Genomic DNA, 23,922 nt, shown 5'->3' on the forward strand with positions numbered 1-23,922 from the left:
TTGCCGCTTCGCCCGTTAAAATTATAGAGGTAGGTATCAGGCTCCAGGTCCAGGAAGTCATGACTTAAAGCATAGAGATGATTTGTATTCGATGTGCTGAATGTAGATGGTTTGGCATAAGGGTTATTCAGCATTCCCATGTTCATATCATCCGGTTTTCCTCTCACCATCTGCGTGATGCGGCCAGCGCCGTCTGCCAGGCTAAAGCCTAATCCCACACAGCTGGACAGCTCTTCTACCTTTATCCCGCCCGTGCTGTTGTAGTTAAGCGTGACATTGGCAGATAGGGGGCCACTGGAAATGGTACAAAGAGGAAAACTAATTGGGATGGTACCTGTAAAAGTACCTATAGGTCGTTCCAGTACTTTAAACATAGACGCCGCATTAGGTGGTATGGGCCTTGCTTTGGGTAAGTTTTGTTGATACTGGGCAAAACAAAAAGTGGTGATTATTATAAGTATCAAGGTTGTTGCAAGAAATTTCACCCGCATACGATCTGTTTTAATAGTTTTTTGATTGCTTTTTTATTTTGTCAGTGCGTCCATCTTCTTCTCCTGCAACGCCATCCTCTTATTCAGTTCTATGATATAGAGTGTCAGCTCTTCAACTTTCTGTAACAACTGTTTATTCATCTCTCCCAGATCTAATCCATCCTCTTTTACTTGTTGTGCAGAAGGAATATCTGGTAAGTGATTATTCTTCTGAATAAAGTTTTCTACGTATTGTAAAGAAGGCAATTCATAATTTGATTGAAATACGAAATCAGCCCAGGTAATCTGTTCTACTTTAACCCGGCGCGCTCCTATAATACCATTCACTGCTAACTTATATCCGTTGGTGGTGTTTGTTCCTATGCCTACATTTCCGCCACCGTTTACCATTAGAATATTCCCGGAAGAAACGGAGTTAATGAACATCGCATTATTCGAACCCGGATTGGTTTCCAGCACCAGGTATCCCTCATTGCTGCCTCTGATCTTCCCGCCGGCATTTCCACCAAAATAGGTCCAGTCATTATAGGCATTGCCTAATATTGCTGCAGCCCTGTCCCCGTTTGGCAAGATGCTCACCTGTGTCACATGCAGACCTGCCGAAGGAGAAGTTGTTCCTATTCCCACATTACCCAAAGAAGTGATGTTCATCACATCCGTCCAGGTAGCCGAATTATTCCTTGCGGCAATCCGGAGATCGGTCCTTCCCCCCGGGTCATATGAATAAATCTTATGACCAAAACCAGTTCCAAAGGTAGAAGTGGTCCATATAATACTTTTATTGCCACCCACCCTTGCTGTCAAAGTATCAAACACTATATTCTGCGCTATGGTGGAAGAGGTAAACATGCAGAAGAAAACAGGGATTAATTGTAAGATTTTTCTCTTCATAACTATTTATAGGTTTTTAATTTTTTAATTATCAAAAAGTATAGCCCGTCCTTAGCTTTATAGGATCTGTTCTCGGTATATGCTCATTGTATAAAAAATCAAACAGCAAAATGATACTGCCTTTCATCTTACTATTGATTTTATACTTTTTACTGACCCCTATCAACCCGCTCTGCGTCCACTGTTGTCCACCTCCATTCGGTAGCGTTACATAATTGGGCTGATAGTTTTGTTCATAACCGCCGTTAAGAAAAAAGGTGCCCTTCAGCTTCCAGTCTATAAAAGAGCGTATACCTACACCCTGATTAGAAAACCGAACATTATCGAAACCTGTTCCCATGCCCAGCTTGTAGGAGAGCCCCAACCCGGTACTCCCGTTTTTGTGGAATTTATAAGCTACCTGTCCTGCCAGGTCTCCGGTGGTAGGGAAAAATTTATTACTACGCTGAAACTGGATATTACTCCCAAACTCCAGCCGTTGCAGAAAACGTTTTGTCTTCATGGCATCAGGCTTAAAGTTGGGCATCTCTCCGGCATTATCGAGATCGGGGAACTTACTTTTCAACTCATCCATCTTACCACAGGCTTCCGACATTTGCTGACTCACTGCTGCACCAGCATTAGGACCGGTACCAATGCGTTGCTGTATAAGTTGTTCTACCTGACTACGTGTTTGTAATCCTTCCAGGCTTTGAGCGGAAGCTGCAGCACCCTGTATATTAAATAAGCTGGCCAGTTGAGAATGTTGTTGCATAAAATCATTAAAGGCAGGGACTTTCTTAATCAGCTCCATTGCTTTCTGCTCCGCTTTCTTCTTATCTTTAAATACCTCTTTATATTCTTTCAGTTGCTGAGCATAGTAATAAGCTTCCTTATTCATTTTCTGCAGATCTTTGGAGAAACCGGTGTATTGTTTTAGCTGTTCATTCAGTAATTGTTTCCGTTCCCGTATATATGCTTTGATCTCCTCCGCTTGTTGTAGCTTATCTTTCAACTGCTCCACCGACTGAAGCGAACCATTTAATTTATCAGTAACTCCTTTTGATTGATTCAATAAATTTTTGGATTGTTTTAAGAAAGCAAGTGAATTTTGAAGGCTGTCCAGGTAAGGGGCGCCTGTCTGTAAAGGCCTGGACAGCTTGCCCAGCTTACCTTGCATGCGGGACTTCATGTTACCTAAAGAGTCAATGGAATTAACGAAAAGGTGCTGTGCTTTGAGGGAATCAATACGTGCCAATTTATTTTTCAGCTGTTCTTCTTCTTTCATAAAACGAAGCAGCACCTTATCCGTTCTTTTGGTGACCTGCTTCTCTAACTTTTCTGATTTCTTTTTAACCTGGGAGAGATATTTGACCGGGATTTTTCTAATCATAGCAGCTGCACTATCTTGCGCATGAACATCGAATAGTAGCAGCAAGTGAAAAAATACAAGTAAATAAAGAGATTTCATACGATCAATAACTTCAGGGTAAAAGGGGAAACTGAGCCTGTCTAAATTCCACAATTATTACATGCAGAAAATGCCGATCTATTTATCTATGAATTCTAAATGGAGTATTTGATTCGATTTTTGCTTATGCTAAATCTTGGTCAACTGATATGCTGCCATCATAGCTAATTTGGGGTTTTACTGCATCCAGATAAAATAACTTTCCGCTAAATATTAGTGGATGATTTTTTCTTCCTGGCTTCTTTCTGCCAATTAAGAAATTTTACTTTTCAGATATGATAGTGGATACCAGGTGTATCCTGATTCTGGAAAATGGTTGAATGGCCTGGATTCTTGTTATTCTAATAGCTTCCAAAGGCACAACACAGAATATAACAGGTCCCTGGCTAATAGGAATCCATTTAGCTTTTCGGAAAAAATAATACCAGAAAATAAACTATTAAAATTGATTTGTGATTTGTTTGAGGCCTTTGTAAAACAAACTAAAGCTAAGGTATCGTTATTTTCCTGTCAGATTGTAAACCGATTGTAAATGCGTATAAAAACAGAAACAGATGCGTATAAACACGGTACTACTAAATAATACCATCATAAACTCCTTTATTATTTTTTCAATACAAATTAATAAGATCTCCCCCGAAAATCCCTCTCCCCATTTCTGCTGGTTTAAGATAAGAATGGCAGAATATTCCCAAACCCAGCATAAGCTGATATCAGCCCAATCAATTTCTTGGATCTAGGGGGAGAATTTTTCTTCATGCCAACAAACATGTTTCATTTATGGATCCATATAAAATAATCGGGCTACAATAAAGCAACATACCGGTAAGATTTTTTTGAATTTCGGATGCCAATGGTTTTCTCCTACTAAATTGAGCTTTCTTTTCTTTTTTGTCAATAAGGGATTGACCGTAATTTGGTAGGGGGAAAGCCCTATTTTTAGAAGGGGCCTGGCATTTTATAAGTGGGAATGGGTTGATCTTTTATTTTATTGTAATATATTCGATTTTAAAAGGCCCGGATGATCTGCTATATTATCCATGCCCAAATTGTAAATTAATTATGCATCAATCAAAAAAGGTGGTTCTCATAACAGGTGCTTCCAGCGGCCTGGGATTAGCGGTCGCTTCTTACTTATGGACCAATGGCTATATAGTGTACGGAGCATCCCGAAGTATCCAGGGGGATAAATACCCCTTTCACACGCTTCAAATGGATGTTGCCCAGGAAGCCAGTATTGAAACGGCAGTAGGGGCTATAATCCAGGAGCAGGGACACATAGATGTTTTGATCAATAATGCAGGATTAGGACTTATTGGTCCCTCGGAATATTTATCCCTTAGTGATGTTGCAAAGGTCATGGATGTAAATGTTTTGGGAGCCTTACGTAGCATCCAGGCGGTATTACCGCAGATGAGGAGCCAAAAATCCGGCCTTATTATTAATATTAGCTCTATAGCTTCAGAAAACGGATTGCCTTATAGAGCCGCCTATAGCGCCAGTAAGGCCAGCTTGGACCGGATCACAGAAGCATTACGAGCAGAACTGGCTTCCTTTGGTGTACAAGCCTGCTATATACAACCCGGTGGTTTTAATACGGAGATAAACGACAACCGAATGGTCACACTCCTTAAAGGAGATGCCTATAAAGGAAGCTGGGAAAGATGCCACCGGATAATTAAGGATAGTGTAAGTCTTGGATTATCTCCTGCTATGTTAGGACCTGCAGTAGAAAAGATCATTGAAAGCAAAAGAGTGAAACGATGCTATAGGATAGGGAAACCTTTAGAAAAACTGTCAGTAGTCCTTAAAAAATTGCTCCCGGATCATATTTATGATAAGATGATCCGGAAACACTTTGAGATATACTAGGTATCCAGTTTAAGGAGCAATTGCGTTTTATTGGTAACTTTTATTTTCAAAAAAATATTTTGGATGTGTTTATCGATCGTTTTTTCACTTAAACACAGGTTTTCTGCGATCTGTTTATAGGTGATCCCTTGCCGGACTAATTGTATGATCTCAATTTCCCGACCAGACAAATTGAATATTTTATGATTTTGTACCCTTTTGGACACAATATCCTCCTGCATTTTATCCCGGGACCCCATTTTATTAAGGGCATGTATCATGGTATTGATCATAGTCGTTTTTTGATGATCTCTATTTTCCAAAATGGAGGAAACCTTCTGCAATAGTTCAATCGTTGAAAATGGCTTTTGTATATAGTCAACAGCACCCAGCTCTAATCCAATTAACTTGTCACCAGGGGTCGACTTAGCAGTAAGGAAAATAAATGGGATATGTCGCCATTCGGGAATTTCTGAGAGTACCGATGCAAATTTGAATCCGTCCATTTTATCCATCATCACATCTGAAACAATCAAATCCGGATATGCGGCATAGCTTTTTAATTTGGCAAGGGCTTCGGTTCCATTCAACGCCAGCACAACATTATAGGTATCAACAAGTTTAGAAAAAAGATAATGGATCATTGCCCTGTTATCTTCAATGATCAGGATGGTTTTTAATTGATCATTGTAATCAGTGTCAATTAGTTCCGTTATTTCTATTTCCAGCCCTGAGTAATTAGGAACAGAGTATGTACTTAAACTATCCTCCTTTTCGCCCGGAATATACCTATTCAATACTATTGTCATTATGGTACCATGCTCCTCATCCGGGTTATTGTCCGTACTGATCTGACCTTTAAGGTCATCCACTGTTTTCTTTACAATGGGTAAGCCAAGGCCCATTCCCTGAAAGCCTCCTTTCAATGAATTAATCTGGTAATAGGGTTCAAATATTTTGACACGTAACCCTTCATGGATACCAATTCCATTATCTTTCACAATGAAATAGATCCCGGTACCATCTGTTGCTAATGTAACCCTGATTTTTCCGGGGGAACACGTAAACTTGATGGCATTTTCAATCACATTGATCACTATCGCATTGATGGCATCAGGATCCGCTTTGATCCATACATCTTCTTCTATTTCCGCTAGTAATACCAGATTTTTTTTATTACAATACGACTTAAATAAAATAAGGTTATCAGAAAGTACCTGGCTGAAATCCGTCAACTGTGCATGATCATAGATAATAAAACCTTTATTATATCTTTCCAGCTCAAACAGATTACTGATATTCCTGTTTAATTTGTCGATACTGTTTTTTACGATTGTCAATTCCTTCTTGTGCCCATATTTGGCAATATATTCTTCTAAATAATTATTGATTAACGTGATGGGTGTTTTGGTTTCATGCACCAGGTTTACGAATGTATTGGTTCTTTGTTCATTGGAAGCTTCCAGTTGGGCTGTCCGCTCCCTTACTTTTTCTGAGAGCGTCCTGTTGGATTCCTGCAACAGATTATATTCTCTCCTGGATTTCCTTACTAATTGCCGCATGAAGAAGGCATTCAATACTAAGAAAAAAACATTGCTAAATAGACCTACTATCCATTTAGGGGCACCAGCAAAGGCTCCGACCAGGGGTTGGGTACACCAGAATATTATGGCCAGGAAAATATATAGACGCTCACGGGTGATGATACGATTGTTGTCCTCTTTGTATTCCATAAAGATCCATTTACCGGTGGCATATAATGCTGTAATAGCATACAATCCAGGAATGATAAACACGTACCTCCTGGTTAAGAGTAAATTTTCAGATATTGGATAGTATATAAAGAAAAAAGTTAGCGTCGGGATCAGTACGAACAACCATCCATACCAGCCGTGGAAGCCGGTACGGTCTCCTTTAAAGTTCATCGTTTTATAAGCATAAAAAGGAATGTATGCTGTTACAAAATAGCCGGTACTTTCTGAAATGATCCCCTGGGTTATATAGGGAAGGGGAATATGGGGATCAGGTAACATGAAGAGTGTTTCATCAAAATTATACAGGATTAATAATCCTATTAATAGGGTATGCCATAACCTGCCCTTTTCATGGGGCCTTGCAAAATATAATATGGATTGATGAACGAATATGGCAATTTCAAGAATGATAAGGACCAGAATTACCAGATTAACAGAAATGGGTAAATGGATCATGGGGTACTCTTTTAAGGTTGCGCCTATTCTTTTCCGGGTGCTATTTTCATGCAAGACCATTTCCTGTCCTCATGTATCAGCTCCTTATAAATAGAAAATCCCAACTTTTGATACCAGCTGGTATTTTGCTCCATCCTGGATTCCACACAAAGGATTCGATTTTTTGCCTCGGCATCGCCAATAAGGTCTTTCATTAAAGCTCCACCAATACCCTTTCCTGCATGTAAAGGATCAGTGGCCAGGTACCATAAATGATAAATAGGCCCTGTTGGATGCGCTTTTCTGACAGCATTTTCCCTGGAAAGCGCCTTAAGAGATTTTGAAAATCCACTGATCGTAAACAGGAACTGTATGTCCCAGCCTATAGTCTTTAAAGTGGTCCTTTTCTTTTCCGGAAAGAGTATCAAAGCCACGGCCTGTTTGTCATCGGATAAATAAACTTTGCCAAATTGCTTACACAAGAAAAATGAATATTTCATTAGTTTATGAAGCCTGGCGTTCCTGTTTTTATCCTGCATGATCGTTTCATTGATCGTTTCATTTTTATCATAAGCCTTAGTAAGAATTTCTATTACAAGTGATCGATCGGTATAATCCGCTTTTATCATGGGTTCAACTATTTTATTAGGAGGGTATTGGGGTTCATGGATAATTATTTTATCAATTACAAGATAAGGATAAAAATAAAGCAAATGGCAATCTGCCATTAAGAGTGAAAGGAAAGTGTGATCAGCCTGTAGAATTAAATTTTACCTGGCAAACCAGAATTAATCTATGGCTAAATTGTTGATTTGGAAATGTGGCAGGCCTAAATTTCTGCACGAATTTAATGAACAATTGGGTTGCAATAAATTTGGAATGTGTGCAAGTTTATTATTTACTTCAATAAGGCATAATACACTATCCAATACCCTGGAATAAATCCTGGTCATTCTATCGTACGCTATTATACGTTATTGATTTTACAAAAATGCCGTTTGTTCCAAGCCTTTTTGACTTAGATCGTAGAAAACATTATTATACAAAGAGATAGGATAGAGGCAGGAAACATTAAAATCATCGAATGACACATACATTAAAGACTAAACATTGCACCATCTGTTAATTTCCCAAAAACGTTAACTATATGACTTTATTAGAACTCATAGAATGTAAACCTCCAACCAGCCCCATAATTTCATAATCTAATTTTGACTCGATAGGAGCAATTCCCATATTCTGCTTTGCATTCCTTAATCAATCATTCCATTCATTTTCAAAAACACCATTCATTTTATTCAAAGCAGGAATTTCTCGTATGAATCGAAAAATCACTACTGGACTATTCGAAAAAATAATACCTTTAAATATCCTTTTTCTGGTACCCCTAATTCGATAAGCTCCAAAATTCTGTTTCAAACGCCAAAAATAGGCTTCTCAAAATAATTTCCTTACCTAACTAAATCTAGTCGTATGATTAAGCACTGTATCATTTTGATGGCGATGATTTTGCCACTATTGGCTCTTGGCCAAACCTCAATGAACCTAAACCTTAAAACAAGACCGGATGTTTCCCAAAAGAAGATGCTGGATTTAAAGCAAAAAATAAAGGAAAATGAAGAATCGCTCAACTTCTATAATGCATACCGGAACGCAGTAAATCAGCTATCACTCAATGAGAAAGCAGCCGCCGATTCCATAAGTAATGAACAAAAGACGGATTCTATTTTGAAAAAAGAAAAGGAAAAAATAACTGGCGAAAATACAAGACTTCAATTGGAAGTTGAAAAAATATCCAACTTGAATACTCAGGCGAAAGACTCGCTTCATATTAAGAGCCTGTCTACCTTTGGCCTTTATGGAATTGGGAATACCAACACTTCAACCTTTAACAACTTAAACGCTTCAGGTAAACTGAGTGGTTTTATACGCCCTCTTAAGCATGACAACCAATTTTTAACGCTAAACTTCGCTTACAATATAAATGCAAGTAATTCCGATAGCTTGTTGGCAAGTACATTTTTGTTTTCAGATGTTGGACAAAACTCCTTCTATATTAATGGCACATATGGCATTAAATTAAATTGGTCAGAAGGAGAAGACATTTACTTATGCTCTCCCCTGCTGGAATTCTCCTATAAGAACATCAAAGGTAGGAATACAGATTCTACAAGAAATTTCTATACTATCAACTTAACAGTAGGTTGTACCCTTCAATATTTGCTGATTGATGGTAATGATAAAATTTCCCTTGCGCTCACTGGGTACTATGCCAATATAAATGTTCCCTCTCAAAGTGAAAAGGACTACAAATACCTATTCAAAGCACAGGACGTTAAGGATTTGAGTAATTCGATTAGTTGTTGGGGCTTTAAAATAGCGTTCCAATACAATTATTTTCAAATTTTTTCAGATTGTAGATGGGTGGTAACAGATCCTAAAAAGTTGCCTGAAAGCATGGGAGGATTCCATCCCAATATTGGCGTGACTTTCAATGCTCAAATTTTTGAGCGATAATATTTTTATTAAGCACTTTAGGTTTCCCCAAGCCTTCAAATGGCTGTCGCATTGTGTCTTTTAATAATTCATTAATCTTTTTCAGGATTCTTCGATCCGTTTACAATACAACAGAAAAGAAAGTTGCAAAAGTAGGTGGACCAGCTGGGCATGGCTGTATGGACCTCGCAACTAAAGATTCTATTTGGGTATAGAATGAAAAGGGATCTATGTCTATACTTTAAAGAAGAGCGTGGCTGCCTTCTCACAAGATTGAAAGTAAAAAATTCCTAATTGATTGCAATATTTATCCTGGAAATAGCGGGGGACCTGTTTTTAGCTTCCCTTTCTAGGAACTATGAAAACGGCTAAAGGTACTGGCATTTTAAAAGAAAAATTATTGGGAATTGTTACTCAAAGAAGATTAATTAATTACATTCTTACAACGTGCGTAACAGATCCTGATAAAACACTTGAAATGAGTCTATTTATTGTTTTTTGACCACCGCCAAAATTATTATAAAAGCCTATAATTCTTGGATGTATTTCGGCATCTGCTTCATATATCTTAGCTTTTATAGCAGCTAATGCCATAATAGCATTTTGAATTGTTGTTGTATTCAATTGGCTTGGCATCGGGATTAATGTAGAAATATTTTGACCGCTGATTCCTAACGTTTGAATAACCAATGTGCCGTTAATTTTATTTGATTCCGCAGCTAATCCTAAACCAAAAAGATTGCTTAAGTTGACATTTCCATCCAGTACATGAATTGTTGCAGTAAACCGCAAACCAACCCCAACATACACGGGAATTATTCTAAAAGGCATTTGAAGTGTATCCGGTTTGTTTGTTGTTATAGATTTAAAGTCAGTAATATTCCCAGTATCATCCTGTTTTATTAATGCTGTTAAAGATTTAGTATCAAATTTAATATAGTCTAAAACTATAATGTAATTACTGTCCTTGTAACCAATACTCGTTGCCCCGAATGAAATACTCCCTGTTTTATTTACCTGTCCAATTGCGAGGCGCATGGTTTCATCAGGTAATGTCGCCATGATTTTTATATTTTCAACCTTAGGTATTTGGCCTATTTTGGGGCCTTTCCCAATAGTGTCCCCAGCAGCATTAAGTACAACTTCATAAACTGGTAAAGGGTCTAAAGGCTGATAACCATTTGATTCAACATTAATTTCATGCTCTAATGTTTTGGGTAATATGGACTGCTTTGAAGTTACACAACCAACTAATAAGATAGCTATTGTAAGTAATAGAAAATTTTTTTTCATGGTGCAGATTTTTTATTGCAAGTGACCAACGGAGAGGAGCAATGTTATTTTGGTTTAAGTATCAAATTCAGCTATTATTATTTGCATGGATAGTAATTTGCAGTGCCGTTAAACCCAGCGAAGGCATCTGGTCATATTCATAAACGCTTCTGTCGTTGGGCTTAAGATAGATTTTTTCGGTTTTGCAATCTTCCGGCTGGACCATGCCGGTTAAGTTGTAATTATCAAATAAATAATTATTATCTTCAACCTTTTTTCCGGGTGCTATGGTAAGTGAAAAACCGGTAGAAAGCCTGTTGTAGCAAAAGGTAATCTAAAGTTTCGAAAAGTGGAAATTTCGAGGTGATTTGCGTCAATTGCAAGTCTGAATTACATTCCAGAAGATGATAAAAACTGGATTTGGACCTCTGCTTGAGGGATGACCATTTTACCACTAGCTTCTTTGTTAATCATGCGACACTGAATAATCAATGCTTGCTTATAAAGCCCTAGCAGAGAAAAAGGTCTCACTACGGCCTCAGTCGGCAAAAAGGGCACTAGGCCTCCGTTCGGGTAACTCCCGGTTTGGTTAAGGTTTGCTTTTAAATGTGGTCGTCTTTATGCCCGCCAGCCACCCCGGCCTTGCATTTTTGATTTTGCCGTCCGCTGGCGCTCCCGGCTAGACAAAGGTCGAAGGCGCGGCGGGGCGACAGTAATTCTATTGAGCGGGAGATTATAGCACTGAACGATAGTCTCTGATTAAGCGACCAGCGGGGAATCAGGCGCGCGAACACCAGCATCAGTACCCTGGTCGACATTGTACTATCGCGCGGCGTCCGTGAGAACAGATGATGCGGGCATCGATAGAACATAGGCTCAGCAGTATCACTTTGATCAGCGGTAGATCATAACCTCAGCTGTTGTAACGCATCATCTATTCCCCCGGACGTTAACGCGTTTGATCCAACCGTAATTTTTAATTGTTCTGACTGATAGCCCAATAACTGGTCGCCTCCTGGTAGCGGTCCCTCCAAATAACAGCCCGCACGTTATCAGCCTGGATAAAACAGGCGGATAACGCTGGCAGCAATGTTATAAAAATGATTAGTTAATTATCAGGCTGTAGTACGCCTATAAAAGATTTTATCCGTGAGCAGCACGGGCTTTCGCCTCGCTGTGGTAGCTGTCACTGGCAGCCTTCAGGTCACGAAATAGCAATTCAGGGTGTTTCCAGTATTTAACACTCAACTTTTCCCGAATCTTACGGACCTCAGCAACCGCATCATATTTTTTAGCTTTTTTCATGGTCGTTAGGCTTTAAAATTTCTTGTGGTGTTCTGATTTCAATGATTGGATAACCCATCTGTAAGTTAATGGAATTATACAATTTTATACGGTTTAAATTAACAATATGCTTAAAATTCCAGCTGGCCAAAACTTCCGCTTTGCTCAGCGTAGCAATGGCAATATGTAATGCGTCATTAAAACTCTTATTACTTAGCGCGCCACCCGCAATATATGCCTCTGCCAGGTCTACGGCTTCTGGTGTGTTTTTATGTTCTGCTTTAAAACTGTGTGGTACTTCATCCAGTTTTAAGGTCACTTCTTCGCGGGCCTGTTTTAGTTCCAATATTACCAGATCAGATATAACCAGGTGCTTTATTCCACTTTTAAATTCTTCAAATAATGCGTTGCTGAATTCTTTGAATTCAATATCGAAACAGCCTCCGATCACGGAGGTGTCAGTATAAACATTCAACATGAATAACAATTAAAAAATGAGAAGAAGGGGTTAAAAACTAAGCAGGAGGTGCTTAGTGACTGGATGCCAGTATTTCAGTGCTGTTACTGTTATTCAGCGCATATACGAGGCTCGGTGAAATATCCAGGTATCGCAGCAGGTAGGAGAGCTGCGTTTTAATAATTATACGAACCTTCTGTATTTCTTCATCTGTTGGCCTCATATTCCTGCCGCCAAGCGTAGGCAGTACCAGTTGTGAAAATTGGGATTCTGTCCAGCCCAGTTCCCGGCGCAGATACTCTTTAATGTATAATGGAAAATTGCATAACCTCGTATAGGTATCATGCAGTTCATTATCTGATAAAGGTGCCGGAGGAAATAATTTTGCAAGGTTTTCAGCGAACATCTTTTGTTCGCTGGTGCGGAATTTTTTCATTAAAAAGATGGTTTGGTTAACAACCCGATCCCCGCGGGCGGAAAGATCATAGATGCCGCCCGCCCGCAGGCGCCCGGTTGTCAGGGTTAACAATAAAGAGGGGACACGTTATATTAGAGCATTGCGTATTTCACGCATTTTCATTTTACCATTTGCTTTTTCAGGTGTTGTTTCAGATGGATCCGGTTTCAATCTGCTAATAACAATCCGGTTTTCCTCTACGTCAACCATTACTTTATCACCAATTTTAAAACCGGCATTTTGAACCCATATCCCAGCTAAAGAAATTGACGGTACCTGCTTACATTCATAAGTTCGTTCCTGATGAATGTAGTTTACTGTTAAGTGTCTTGTTTTGTGTTGGTTTTTCATATTAATTGTATTTATTGATACATAAATGTACTTATAATTACAATATAAAACAAGCATTAAAAGTACTTTTTTGTACATTTAAGTATAAATATTGTCATTTATTTGATCTGTTTTCTTACCTATCAGTACAATATTTATATTGGTATTAATAATAATGTAATTGTAATATTCCAGCTTCTTCATAGATTTAGGGTAGTTTAAAATTTTACTTCAATTGATTTGAATTAACCCAATCAAAAAAAGAAAATATGACATTCGGACAGCGTGTAACAATAATGCGTAAACAGAAAAATATTAACCAATCTGAACTGGGGACTTTAATCGGCACCAGTGGGAATATTGTAAGCAAGTATGAGAGAGATTTTATTACACCATCGATTGACGTAGCCGCCAAAATTGCGAAAGCGTTGAACGTATCCATTGACTACCTGGTTAACGGAATAACCACGGAAAAGGGACCAATTACTGACGAAGAAGCAAATCAATTGCAACACTTTGACCAGTTACTACCAGAAGACAAAGTACATGTCCTGGCGGTTGTTGATGCCTTTCTGACAAAATCAAAATTGCAATCCCTAATTGGATAAAAAAAGCTCTCGCATTTAGCGAAAGCCTTTACACCAAACAATCCGCAAGGTAACCACACCTTTGGCCGGATGCACTATTTCGTTGCGGTTTTACTCTTATCACTTTCTACCGCAAACTGACTAACGCCAGCCATCACGGTACCAGCGACCGCCAGGTAACCCGCTATTTTTGCCACAGTTATCGGCACTACCGGCATACCAAGTAAAGCTCCGCTGATGGCTGTAAGTAACAACCCAATATTCCGGGCCTTACTGAAAAATGATGGCGTAGAAGCAATAAAACGTTCAGTTAATTTCATACGCTCTTTTTAAACTGTTAGTGAATACTTGTTTAATTGATGCAGCTAGCCTTTATTACGGTGCTGCTGGCAAGCCCGAAATGGACACCAATGCCAGGGCATTGTAAGCGCCATTTTTAAGACTATACAGCGCCCCGTTTACCTGTTGGAAGAACGCTACACCCAAAGCGAGAAACAGCGGTTTAGTGCTGTTTGCTGTTACATTAGTAGACAAACTGAGAACAGCTGTCGGGGCTGCATCAATTGGTAACGCTGCACTGCTCGCATTGCTATTGACGAAGGTTTCTGCCTCGAAATCAATCTCAGCACCGGCGGACATAATTTTAAAATGGGTGGCACCACCTGGTGCCGCTACCATGTTAATAGGTATGAAGACCGGAATATCTACTTTGAGAATTCCCGTCGCCCTGTCAATCGCCGCGATGAAAGGTGCAAACAGCGTACTAGCCAGCCGTGCATTGATATTGAACTCAAACCCATTCAAAAGCTCAGCTTCACCATCGATAACATTGCGCTGACCACGAACACTCTTAGCATCGGCTTGAATTACCTTCAACATATCACGGGTTAGCCGGGACGTCATGTAACTATCACTGGTATTTAACAGCATAGCCCGGAAAGCAGCCCTTAACAGTTTACCGGCTTTACCAGCCCGGCCAAACTCCGCCCCATTTTCCCGCGTACGGACAAAGGCGGCATCATTAGCAATACGACTTCCATCTATACCACCTTTCCCGCGGGCCAGGTGACCGGCTTTAGATTTATAAAAAGTAATGTTGCCGATAGTCCCTTTCAGTGGGATAATTCCATTTTGTTTTGCCATTTGAAAACAATTTTTTTGAGAACGAAAAGGGCTTTCACATAGCCAGGCCCGTTAGGCTCACATCTGCGCAGGATGTAGTAAATTTTCATTTAACCACACCAAACTAAGCCGGCATTTTATCTCAACAAAATTTCCATTCCGATTATGCCGATTTAGCGCACATTAATACCTAATCGCATAGTGATTTATGCAAAAGACATCAGGAATATTAAAAAGTTCAATCACTCAAACATAGATTTTACTTAAATCCACATTGGCAGCGTTAGCGCCAAAATAGGTATGGACACTTATGATATGAGCAATTTTTTCGGAGATTTGTCTGAATTATTCGCCGGAGCTGAATGAGACAAGAAATTTTCAGGAAGAATCTATAAATGATGTCAGTTCTTCAAAAAAAATCAAAAGACTTACGAACTTTTACATTCATAAGTCTTTTGATTTTCAATCGGCCGGCCTGTACAATTTTTTTAGCAATGTTTTTTCTTCCGTCCGTTAGTTTGTTTCTGCATATTTTTTAAAGTTGTCAAGTATTACTTGCCAACCTGCTTTTTGCATTTCTGTAGGATTTTCTTTTTCCGGGTCAAACGTAACATTAACCTCAGTTTGGTTGCCATTTTTCCCGAAAACAACGGTTACTTGCCTGCCGTCCGGCATTGTATAAGTGAACTTTTCATCGTCAATAATTTCATCGTAAATAGCATCGAAGTCAAAGCCAAAACTTCCATCTTTGGCTTCCATTCTTGCCGAATATTTTCCGCCTACCCGCATATCATTTGATGCAGAAGGACAATGCCAGGAAGGGTCTGCGAAGTTCCATTTTGTAATATGTTCAGGATTTGTATAATAGTCCCACACTTCTTTTGTATCTGCATTTATAGTAGCGGTAACAGTAATTTTGTTGCTCATTTTTTTACTTTTTCAAGGTTAATAATAATTTATCAAGTTTTTCCAGTGTTGCTATCATCCCCTGTTCCATACCCATTTGAATAACTTTTTCCAGGTCTGAAAGAGATTTATAGGTAACGATGGTTGTTACCAAAGCATTTTCTCCCTTGTCAGTAAAAGTTACAAGCCACTCTGCACTGGGCAGGTCTTTATTTATTTCACCTGCTGCATTACTGAAAGCATCTAAAGATGTGTAATAGTCAATTGGCTTGATTTTCAGGTACTCAGTATAACCCCAATATTCCGTTCCGTTGGGTTCTACCATTGCATAATGCCAGTGGCCTCCTTCGCGAAATTCCATTGATTTCGTCTTTGTGGTCAACGGGGCGGGCGCAAACCACTGGTCAAGCAATTCACTTTTTGTGTAACAATCCCAAACCAGTTGCCGGTCTGCTAAAAGCTCACGCCTGATTGTCAGCGTGTTTTTTTTCTTATCTGCAATGAAGTCGAACTGCAAATGGTGTTTCATTATTTCTTCTTTTTTATTGTTGCTAAAAGTTGATCGAGTTTTTCGAAGCGGCTTTCCCAAATCTTCCTGAATTGTTCCAGCCATTTATCTATCTCTTTTATTTTGTCAATTTCAAGTTGATAATATATTTCGCGGCCCTGGTATTCCTGTTTCACCAGTTCGCATTCAGTTAAAATTCTCATATGTTTTGAAATTGCCTGCCGTGTCATGTCAAAATGATCTGCAATAGCACTGGGTGTCATTGCCTGTAAGGCAATTAAAGCGATGATAGCCCTTCGTGTCGGGTCGGCAATGGCTTGAAAAATATCTCTTCTCACTGAAGTATCATTTTGATTTGTTGATTGTTGCTAATCGGGCCAATTCACAGTGAATATATACCGGCTTGAATTACGGGAATCAGGCGCTGTAACAACTAAATTATTTCCTTATTTTTTCAGGCATTTCCTTAGGCATCGGTATACAGTGGAAAAATTTATCCAAACCCGCATTTATAAACATTAGGCTGGCCAGCAGGGATAAAACAAAAAGAATTTTACTTTTCATAATTGTTATTTTATTTAGTAAACCAATCGGTTGCAAATATACGCGCAACCATTCGGTTTATCAAATTAATTTCAAAAAACTGTCAAGTAGTCAAGGATTTTAGAGATAGAATTGAATTAAAATAATTTTCACAACTCGTGCTGCCTACCCTCGGTGGCAGGAATATGAGGCCAACAGATGAAGAAATACAGAAGGCAAACAGGGCAAAATAAAAATTACTGCTAAGAACAAAAAGCCAGTAACATGTTGGTATTATCATCTGCTGGTTGTTATGGTATGCATCCAACCTCCGTTTGTGGGCACGGCTGTACTAAAGACATTTGCTTTTAACCGGATACTTCCCAACGCGAAAAATCTGTAAGGAACCCAATAGAAAGATCCAAATTGAGGATCAAATATTTTCAAAGAACTATCAAGCGGAGACACTGCGTCATGTATGTATCCTCCTATGATCGTTCCGTGCCCGGTACCGCCTAATGACATAGATGCAACAATGGGTCTGCCCGCATTTATTTCCGCCATAACGCGATCAAACGGAATTATATTATTAGTATGTGTTGCAGTAATTCCGATTGCCGTAAGCGTTGTTGCAACTTCATTTCCCTCTTCCAAAGACTTGCCTGTTGCTGCTGCAACCGTTTCCTCATTCCAATCATTGGAAAAGTAATAATTATGAATGGCTGCACTTACAGCAGCCCAACAGGAACTACCTGTGCTCTGTTGAAGTAGCGGTATTGCCAGTTCTCTCCTGACTCCGGCCGGTACATGACCAACTGTTATCGCATTTGTATTTACAACAGGCATGTCATCAACCTGATTTTCCTCATCGAAAGTAAGGTGAACAACATCATGTACCCTAAACAATCCTATATGAAAGAATTCACTCAGGTTTATCGGGTGTGGTAGCCCTGCTACTGTGATCTCCTCTTCTTCCTCATTGATTGCTGTTATAGTATAATCACCATCAGGAATCTGTTGCTCCATGGGCATCACTGCAGGCGCATGAGTAGGAGCAGGAGCAGGAGGCATCTCCTCTTTACCCTCATTGTTTCCTGTTGTATCATAATCAATTTCATCCATGTATGCATTATCCTCTTCCTCTTCTTCTTCCGGCAATCCACCGATGATTGCCTGTGCGGCGGTATAAAACGCTGCAACATGACTGACATAGTGGTGCATTCCATAAGGCGCTTCTTTTCCAAACATCTCGTTTCCTACTATTTCATGAAGGTTACTGATGAAATTCATAAAAGCGAGCGTTGTATTTTCTGCATGGAAGAGGATTGCCAAAGCATCACTGATTTCCGTGTTTATTACGATGTGAAATACCCCCAGCAATTTTATTATTATTCCCTGTTGTTCTTTATCGACTACCCTCTGTATTATATTTGCGCCGGAGAGGTTCTTTTCTATTTTCTGCGCCTGCACTACGGCCGGCATGGAAATACCTGTGGATCCTGTATTATTGGCTACGGCAGAACTGGTGGGCTGACGGGATCTGGTGGGTTGATGATGTCTATGTTCCATAAAAAGGGGCGATAATAGGATAACCGGACAATACTAATTTAAAATGATCATCTTCATAACAGTAATAAAATTCATTTCGTGTTGCAGGCGATGAATCCTGGCATCATGATAATTGAATACTTAATACAGTATCGTCGGGGTTAAAGATAAAATTTTCTCAGACAATAGTGATTATAACAGCTATCATTTATTTTAGGTCAGTTTCATTTGAAAAATGCTCTTGCAAACATACTCTCTCTGCCTGTGATAATTTCTGCATTGCCGGCCGCGCCCGGGTGCAGGCCTATCATTTTTTCACCGGTGTTATGTTTATTGGGAAACAGGGCTACTTTGGCCAGGTACAGATTGTTGTCAGCAGGAACGTCGGATATGGCAACTATTTTACCTTGTAATGTACCATAAATGGATTCCTGGTAGCCGTCCAGTCTGATTGTAACATCCTGTCCGATGTTGATAGCTGTAATATTGTCCTGTGTAAGGTATAACAGTCCATAATACACTGCTTTTTCAGGAATGATATAGGCGAGTTCCCTGCCGGTTTGAAGATCGTTGAAGAATATTTGTCCGCTGACGGGGGCAGCAATGAGTTTTTTGTTGAGCCATTGATGCAGTTTACTATAACTACTTTTCAATTGCCTGATGCCACCGGAATAGCCGGTAGCCGTTAAATTTATCTGCTGTTGACCAACCTGCTCCAGGCCGGCATTCAGTTTACTGAGCTTTTCAGGTGACAGGTGCTGATCTGTTCCGGATAATTCCTGCATCATCAGCAGCAGTTGTTTTGCAGTATTATATTCTTTCGCTGAGCCTTTGAATATAATGGGTTGCGCCATGGTTACCATGGTATGGCTGGCAATAAGGTAATAAAAAGCGTTATTGCTGCTGTCTGCCAGGATCCTGCTGATACCCGGATTGGTGAGTATTTGTACTTTACTGCTGCGTGTTGAAGGGAGCACCGTAAAGGTGCTCCAGCTGATGACGACGCATAGTATGATAAAAATGAGGCAGCTTCCTGTTCTGACGATCCAGGAGGGGATATTGCTGATAATTTCCTGCATTTCCTCACTCCGGACGTTATATTGTATGTTATTTGTTTCCATTAGTTACCAAGTTCAAGTTGATTTTTTACTAATTCGTAGTACTGCCCTTTTTGTTCGCAAAGAATAGTGTGTGTACCGCGTTCTACAATCTTACCCTGATTAATAACGATGATCTGGTCCGCATGCTTAACAGTGCTGAGCCGATGTGCCACTACCACTACTGTTCTGCCTTTAAAGAACTCATGGAGGTTTTCCATGATGATCTTTTCATTGTTGGCATCCAGTGCATTGGTAGCTTCGTCAAAAAACAGGTACCTGGGATTTTTATAGATGGCTCTGGCTATGAGGATACGCTGTTTTTGTCCCTGGCTGATACCATTTCCTTCTGCTCCTATTTTAGTACTGAAGCCTAACGGCAACGACTGTATGAAAGAAAGTATATTGGCTGTTCCGGCGGCATATAATAATTTTTCCTTATCGGGCACTTCTTCGCCTACGGCAATATTGCTGGCAATGGTATCTGAAAAAATAAATCCGTCCTGCAACACTGCACCGCAATTGCTGCGCCAGCTGGAGTGGCGGATGTTTTCCAGGGAAGTAGTATTTACAGTTACCTCTTCCGGGCTGGTTTGATAAAATTTCAGCAATAGTTTGATGAGTGTAGTTTTGCCACTGCCACTGGTACCAACAATAGCAGTGATCTTGTTTTCGGGTATCTCCATAGAAATATCTTTCAGGATATTGTTTTCTACTCCGGGATATCTGAATGAGAGGTGATTTATTTTGATGGAATTATCTGCAGTTAATACTTCATCGTGGGGGATCTTATTTTCTTCTTCTTCGTTTTTAAACTGATGGATTTCGTTCATCCGCTCTATGCTGATGCGGGCATCCTGTACGGAGGTCATAAACTCAACAAATTGTTCAATAGGATTATTGAGTTGTCCGATGATATACTGGATTGCCAGCATGGTACCAAGGGTTATATCACCGGAAAGTACCAGGCTTGCGGAAAAAAATGTGATCAGTATATTTTTCATTTCATTGATAAAATTGCCTCCTGTTTGCTGATACTGAGAAAGTTTAAGTCCCTGCAGATTAAACCGGAACAGGCTGGCCTGAATATTTTCCCATTCCCATCTTTTCTGCACTTCACAGTTGTTGAGTTTTATTTCCTGCATACCACCTATCAGCTGTACAATAGTGCTCTGATTGCGGGCATTGAGTTCAAAGGCTTTGTAATCCAGTGAACGCCTGCGTTTCAGGAAAAGTGTTACCCAGCCCACGTAGAGCGCACTGCCTGCGATGAATATGATAAAGATGGTAACGTTGTAGAAAAGCAATACTCCTGCAAATATCAGCAGGTTCATAAACGAAAACAGGAGGTTCAGTGTGGAGGAAGTGAGAAATCTTTCAATCCTGTGATGATCATTGATCCTTTGCAGAATATCTCCAAACATTTTTGTGTCAAAAAAGGAGAGGGGTAGTTTCATTAATTTGATCAGGAAGTCCGATAGGATAGAGATATTCACCCTGGTACTGATGTGCAGTAATATCCAGCTTCTGATAACTTCTATGGAAGTTTTGCCTATAAAGAGGAACAGTTGTGCAAACAGTATCAGGTAAATAAAATGCATACTTTTTTCATGAAGACCAACATCCACTATTACCTGGGTAAGAAAGGGAAATAGCAGTTGCAGTAAACTGCTTGCCAGTAGCCCGATGACCAGTTGGAAAAGTAGTTTTTTATATTTTTTCAGATATTGAAAGATCAGTGAGAAGCTGATACCGTTATTTTTCTCTTCGGGTGCATTGTAGAAGGCGGGGGTTGTTTCAAACAATAGTGCCACACCTTTTGACTGATCGCGTTCCTGCATGTTCATCCATCCCTGCAAAAATTCCTGCCAGGTGTATTTTATCAGTCCTTTACCGGGATCGGCAATATAGGCGATGCCCTTACTGATCTTATATAATACTACAAAATGGCTTTGTTTCCAATGGATAATGCAGGGCAATGGTACTTCCGCCACCAGCATGGCTGCTTCCAGTCTTACTGCCCTTGTTTTCAGGCCAATGGCTTCAGCAGCCTTACTGAGCCCGAGGAAGGAAACGCCTTCCCTGCTCATGTCGGAAAGTTCCCTCAATTTTTGCAGCGGAAAGTTCTTTCCATAATACGTGGCTATCATCCTGATGCAGGTGGGGCCACAGTCCATGGTGTCATGTTGTTTGTAAAACGGAAATCTCATAATACCTGGTTTATCGGGTGATACTGTAAGTACCGTCGTTGTTTTGTTGCAACGCTGCGGTGGTGTAAATGGCATATCTCATTTCTGAATCCCGCAGATCTGTGATCTTGTCGGGAGATACGTGCCATAGCTGCTGAAATTCTTTACTGTTCACTATTGCTGCTATATCGTCTGTATTAACATTACCAAAGCTCTGTGCGTGGGATAAACAGTTTTTGATGTCTCCGTTCCTGGAAATACAAACTTTTTTATTGTAGTAGGTATTGTAGGAAAGTGATTCCGTGAAAAAACTAAGGTTAACGTGGTAACTGTTTAATGGAAAAATATTGTTTATCCCTCTTACTGAATATATAATGTTACCTCCTGCCTGTTTCCCTGATTGCGGGGCGTTGTAGATATGTATCTTGCCGATTTTCCGGTACCTGTCTATAAGACTGATCAGAAAATCTTCTTTCATATCCGGGTGATAATCTATCACCAGGTTGATGCATCTGAATATGGTGCCATTGGCGCTGTTGAGCAGTTTTTCCAGCATTGCAGCTGAATAAGTGTGCAGTTGTACTTCCATAAACCGGCACCCCATTGCAGCCAGGTGGGGGATTAGTGAGGTTGTATTGTCTTTTATGAATGGATATTCCAGCACACAGGATTGCAGCAAACCGGGATACTTCCATTCCAGCGACATTTTAGGAAAACACTCCGGCGTTGTTGTGAAAAATCCCAGGCCTTCTGCCTGCAGTAATTCAAAGTAGCTGTCGAAGGTTTGCTGGTCATCTCCTTCGTAAAAAGACCGGATTTCTTCATATGGGTGTTGTGCTGTTTCCTGCAATATTTCGTACAGGGATACCGGGATCAGGCGGATGCGTTTGAATTGCAGATTGTAAATGGCTGCCCTGCTGGCGCCCTTTACGGGTATATTATATGCATATAGCTTAAAGTAGGTCTTCATCTTTTTCAGATAAATAAATGTTAGAAATGGGTTTATACAACCGTACCGTCATATAATCGGAGGTCCGGTGAATATCGCTGGTAGAAAAGCGCTGGCCCAGGTTTAGCTCTCCCTGTTTGTTTGCAAGTTCCTGTACCATATATCTATAGTTAACGGAAAGTTCTTCCAGCACTTCTTCAGGGAATATGGAGATCCTTTTTTTCATGCTTAATAATTTGACAGATTAACAGGAATGTGTAATGAGCCAGTCTGCAATTTTTTCTTCGAGATAATAATTGCCTCTGAAGCCGGGGGCATTGTATTGTCCGCCGGTGTTTACTTCTATAAAATAGTATGCTCCTGATGTTGTTTTAATGAGATCAATAGATCCGGTATTGTTATCGGTAGTCCGTAATAGTTTTTCCAGTTTTATTTCCAATGAACGGGGTAACTGATAGGGTACCCATTTGGTGGTGCTAAGTCCGAAGCTCAGCTTGATATCTGTTTCCTCTTTGCTTTCCTGGTCTGTTAATATGGCCATCGGGTAAAATTGCCCGTCGAGGTAAAAGCAACGGATCTCTATTTCGCCGCAGATCCTTTCCTGGAAAAGGGTGGGGAAGAATTTTTCCGGTAAACTTTCTATGGCTTCGTATGTGTTGAATGTGTTGGTATAAACGCTGTATACATATTCTTCACTTACAAAATAGTGTGAGTGATGAATTGGTTTGCTGATAATATTATTGTGGCAGCGGTGAAAGAAGGCTAGCAGGTCTTGTTTGTTATTGATCACTGCCGACGCGGGTACATTTAAACCTGCAGCAGCAGCGTCTTTCAGCATAGAAAGTTTGTTGACTTCATGGAACGGGCTACTGAGCCATATTTTATCCTTGAAACATTCATGCAGGTAATTGGTGAGGTAATTAATTTCATGATCATGCTCAAATATCAGTTGTTCATAAGGCCATTCATTTTCCGGATAATTGTTCAGTATCAGGCCGGAATCCTGCCATCTTCTGTCCCAGATCACTTTTACTTCATCCAGGTTTATCTGTATGCCATTAATAACAAGACTGCCTTCGTTTACATTCAGATCATACCTGTTTTCCCTGCCGATAATATCCTGGCTGGAGATCCGGATGAAATTTGCTTTCCTGGCATAGAGCCAGTCTATAACGGGATCTGTGCCCTGTTCATATTGCCTGAAGCTTAAGATGAGTATCATTGATAACAATATTATAAAGATGAATACCAATGTGTAAAGAAAAATGAGAGCATGGTGTAACCATTGACGCATGCTCTCTATTTTTCTTTTTTTGACGCATGCGA

The 23,922-nt window shown here is 39.9% G+C and carries 26 protein-coding genes; 3 read left to right on the forward strand and 23 right to left on the reverse strand.

Annotated features, from left to right (window positions below; translation table 11 throughout):
* From CLV51_RS21095 to CLV51_RS21105, 3 genes are all read right to left on the reverse strand, one after another.
* A partial coding sequence (locus tag CLV51_RS21095; protein WP_211302076.1) for a hypothetical protein occupies positions 1-491 on the reverse strand: 491 nt, incomplete at its 3' end.
* Positions 492-524: 33 nt separating this feature from the next.
* Positions 525-1,382 carry a hypothetical protein gene (locus CLV51_RS21100; protein ID WP_146151341.1) on the reverse strand — a complete coding sequence of 286 codons (858 nt, stop codon included), beginning with the start codon at positions 1,380-1,382 and terminating at the stop codon, positions 525-527.
* 31 nt (positions 1,383-1,413) lie between these two features.
* Entirely contained in the window at positions 1,414-2,754 is a 1,341-nt protein-coding gene (locus CLV51_RS21105) for a coiled-coil domain-containing protein (RefSeq protein WP_146151342.1), read from the reverse strand.
* 1,140 nt (positions 2,755-3,894) lie between these two features.
* Here CLV51_RS21105 and CLV51_RS21110 point away from each other — a divergent pair.
* Positions 3,895-4,704 (forward strand): SDR family oxidoreductase, encoded by an 810-nt coding sequence (locus tag CLV51_RS21110; RefSeq protein ID WP_106530082.1) that lies wholly within the window; start codon positions 3,895-3,897, stop codon positions 4,702-4,704.
* Here CLV51_RS21110 and CLV51_RS21115 read toward each other — a convergent pair.
* Both CLV51_RS21115 and CLV51_RS21120 read right to left on the reverse strand, forming a co-directional pair.
* Positions 4,701-6,893, reverse strand: a complete 2,193-nt coding sequence (locus CLV51_RS21115; protein WP_158267088.1) for an ATP-binding response regulator — start codon at positions 6,891-6,893, stop codon at positions 4,701-4,703. The two genes, CLV51_RS21110 and CLV51_RS21115, sit on opposite strands and share 4 nt — an antisense overlap.
* A gap of 23 nt (positions 6,894-6,916) precedes the next feature.
* Positions 6,917-7,501: a GNAT family N-acetyltransferase gene (locus CLV51_RS21120; protein ID WP_158267089.1), complete on the reverse strand. Its 585-nt coding sequence runs from the start codon at positions 7,499-7,501 to the stop codon at positions 6,917-6,919.
* An 844-nt stretch (positions 7,502-8,345) separates the two neighbouring features.
* Between CLV51_RS21120 and CLV51_RS21125 the strand changes: the two genes are divergently transcribed.
* Positions 8,346-9,389, forward strand: a complete 1,044-nt coding sequence (locus CLV51_RS21125; protein WP_106530085.1) for a hypothetical protein — start codon at positions 8,346-8,348, stop codon at positions 9,387-9,389.
* Here the strand turns inward: CLV51_RS21125 and CLV51_RS29865 are convergent.
* From CLV51_RS29865 to CLV51_RS21150, 6 genes are all read right to left on the reverse strand, one after another.
* Positions 9,364-9,477, reverse strand: coding sequence for a type II toxin-antitoxin system YoeB family toxin (locus CLV51_RS29865; protein WP_106530413.1), 114 nt, complete (start codon positions 9,475-9,477; stop codon positions 9,364-9,366). The two genes, CLV51_RS21125 and CLV51_RS29865, sit on opposite strands and share 26 nt — an antisense overlap.
* Positions 9,478-9,800: 323 nt before the next feature.
* Positions 9,801-10,661, reverse strand: a complete 861-nt coding sequence (locus CLV51_RS21135; RefSeq protein ID WP_106530086.1) for a hypothetical protein — start codon at positions 10,659-10,661, stop codon at positions 9,801-9,803.
* Positions 10,662-11,783: 1,122 nt separating this feature from the next.
* Positions 11,784-11,945, reverse strand: a complete 162-nt coding sequence (locus tag CLV51_RS29190; protein ID WP_158267090.1) for a hypothetical protein — start codon at positions 11,943-11,945, stop codon at positions 11,784-11,786.
* Entirely contained in the window at positions 11,932-12,402 is a 471-nt protein-coding gene (locus CLV51_RS21140) for a PIN domain-containing protein (RefSeq protein WP_106530087.1), read from the reverse strand. The genes CLV51_RS29190 and CLV51_RS21140 overlap by 14 nt, the downstream gene beginning before the upstream one ends.
* 52 nt (positions 12,403-12,454) lie before the next feature.
* Positions 12,455-12,817 (reverse strand): hypothetical protein, encoded by a 363-nt coding sequence (locus CLV51_RS21145; RefSeq protein WP_146151343.1) that lies wholly within the window; start codon positions 12,815-12,817, stop codon positions 12,455-12,457.
* Between the two features lie 108 nt (positions 12,818-12,925).
* Positions 12,926-13,189, reverse strand: coding sequence for a SymE family type I addiction module toxin (locus tag CLV51_RS21150; protein ID WP_158267091.1), 264 nt, complete (start codon positions 13,187-13,189; stop codon positions 12,926-12,928).
* Positions 13,190-13,437: 248 nt separating this feature from the next.
* On the opposite strand from CLV51_RS21150, the gene CLV51_RS21155 reads away from it, so the two are divergent.
* Positions 13,438-13,776 carry a helix-turn-helix domain-containing protein gene (locus CLV51_RS21155; RefSeq protein WP_106530090.1) on the forward strand — a complete coding sequence of 113 codons (339 nt, stop codon included), beginning with the start codon at positions 13,438-13,440 and terminating at the stop codon, positions 13,774-13,776.
* A 74-nt stretch (positions 13,777-13,850) separates the two neighbouring features.
* On the opposite strand, the gene CLV51_RS21160 is transcribed toward CLV51_RS21155, so the two are convergent.
* The 12 genes from CLV51_RS21160 to CLV51_RS21215 all read right to left on the reverse strand — a co-directional run bounded on the left by CLV51_RS21160 (position 13,851) and on the right by CLV51_RS21215 (position 23,818).
* Complete coding sequence (locus CLV51_RS21160) at positions 13,851-14,075, reverse strand: hypothetical protein (protein ID WP_106530091.1); 225 nt, start codon at positions 14,073-14,075, stop codon at positions 13,851-13,853.
* 55 nt (positions 14,076-14,130) lie between these two features.
* Positions 14,131-14,898, reverse strand: a complete 768-nt coding sequence (locus CLV51_RS21165; RefSeq protein WP_106530092.1) for a hypothetical protein — start codon at positions 14,896-14,898, stop codon at positions 14,131-14,133.
* Between the two features lie 492 nt (positions 14,899-15,390).
* Positions 15,391-15,804 carry an SRPBCC family protein gene (locus CLV51_RS21170; protein ID WP_106530093.1) on the reverse strand — a complete coding sequence of 138 codons (414 nt, stop codon included), beginning with the start codon at positions 15,802-15,804 and terminating at the stop codon, positions 15,391-15,393.
* 4 nt (positions 15,805-15,808) lie between these two features.
* Positions 15,809-16,312 (reverse strand): SRPBCC family protein, encoded by a 504-nt coding sequence (locus CLV51_RS21175; protein WP_106530094.1) that lies wholly within the window; start codon positions 16,310-16,312, stop codon positions 15,809-15,811.
* Positions 16,312-16,629: an ArsR/SmtB family transcription factor gene (locus tag CLV51_RS21180; RefSeq protein WP_106530095.1), complete on the reverse strand. Its 318-nt coding sequence runs from the start codon at positions 16,627-16,629 to the stop codon at positions 16,312-16,314. The genes CLV51_RS21175 and CLV51_RS21180 overlap by 1 nt, the downstream gene beginning before the upstream one ends.
* 100 nt (positions 16,630-16,729) lie before the next feature.
* On the reverse strand, positions 16,730-16,855 hold the full coding sequence (locus tag CLV51_RS29805; RefSeq protein ID WP_281261534.1) for a hypothetical protein: 126 nt from the start codon (positions 16,853-16,855) through the stop codon (positions 16,730-16,732).
* A 255-nt stretch (positions 16,856-17,110) separates the two neighbouring features.
* Complete coding sequence (locus CLV51_RS21190; protein ID WP_106530096.1) at positions 17,111-18,382, reverse strand: papain-like cysteine protease family protein; 1,272 nt, start codon at positions 18,380-18,382, stop codon at positions 17,111-17,113.
* 203 nt (positions 18,383-18,585) lie between these two features.
* Positions 18,586-19,482, reverse strand: a complete 897-nt coding sequence (locus CLV51_RS21195; RefSeq protein WP_106530097.1) for an HlyD family secretion protein — start codon at positions 19,480-19,482, stop codon at positions 18,586-18,588.
* On the reverse strand, positions 19,482-21,668 hold the full coding sequence (locus CLV51_RS21200; RefSeq protein ID WP_106530098.1) for a peptidase domain-containing ABC transporter: 2,187 nt from the start codon (positions 21,666-21,668) through the stop codon (positions 19,482-19,484). Before CLV51_RS21200 ends, CLV51_RS21195 begins: the two co-directional genes overlap by 1 nt.
* 10 nt (positions 21,669-21,678) lie before the next feature.
* On the reverse strand, positions 21,679-22,617 hold the full coding sequence (locus CLV51_RS21205; protein WP_106530099.1) for an SPASM domain-containing protein: 939 nt from the start codon (positions 22,615-22,617) through the stop codon (positions 21,679-21,681).
* Positions 22,601-22,822 carry a hypothetical protein gene (locus tag CLV51_RS21210; protein WP_106530100.1) on the reverse strand — a complete coding sequence of 74 codons (222 nt, stop codon included), beginning with the start codon at positions 22,820-22,822 and terminating at the stop codon, positions 22,601-22,603. Before CLV51_RS21210 ends, CLV51_RS21205 begins: the two co-directional genes overlap by 17 nt.
* A gap of 18 nt (positions 22,823-22,840) precedes the next feature.
* Positions 22,841-23,818, reverse strand: coding sequence for an ATP-grasp domain-containing protein (locus tag CLV51_RS21215; RefSeq protein WP_106530101.1), 978 nt, complete (start codon positions 23,816-23,818; stop codon positions 22,841-22,843).
* Positions 23,819-23,922: the final 104 nt, after the last annotated feature.

Origin of the sequence: Chitinophaga niastensis (assembly GCF_003014755.1) — a bacterium.
Classification (GTDB): Bacteria; Bacteroidota; Bacteroidia; order Chitinophagales; family Chitinophagaceae; genus Chitinophaga; species Chitinophaga niastensis.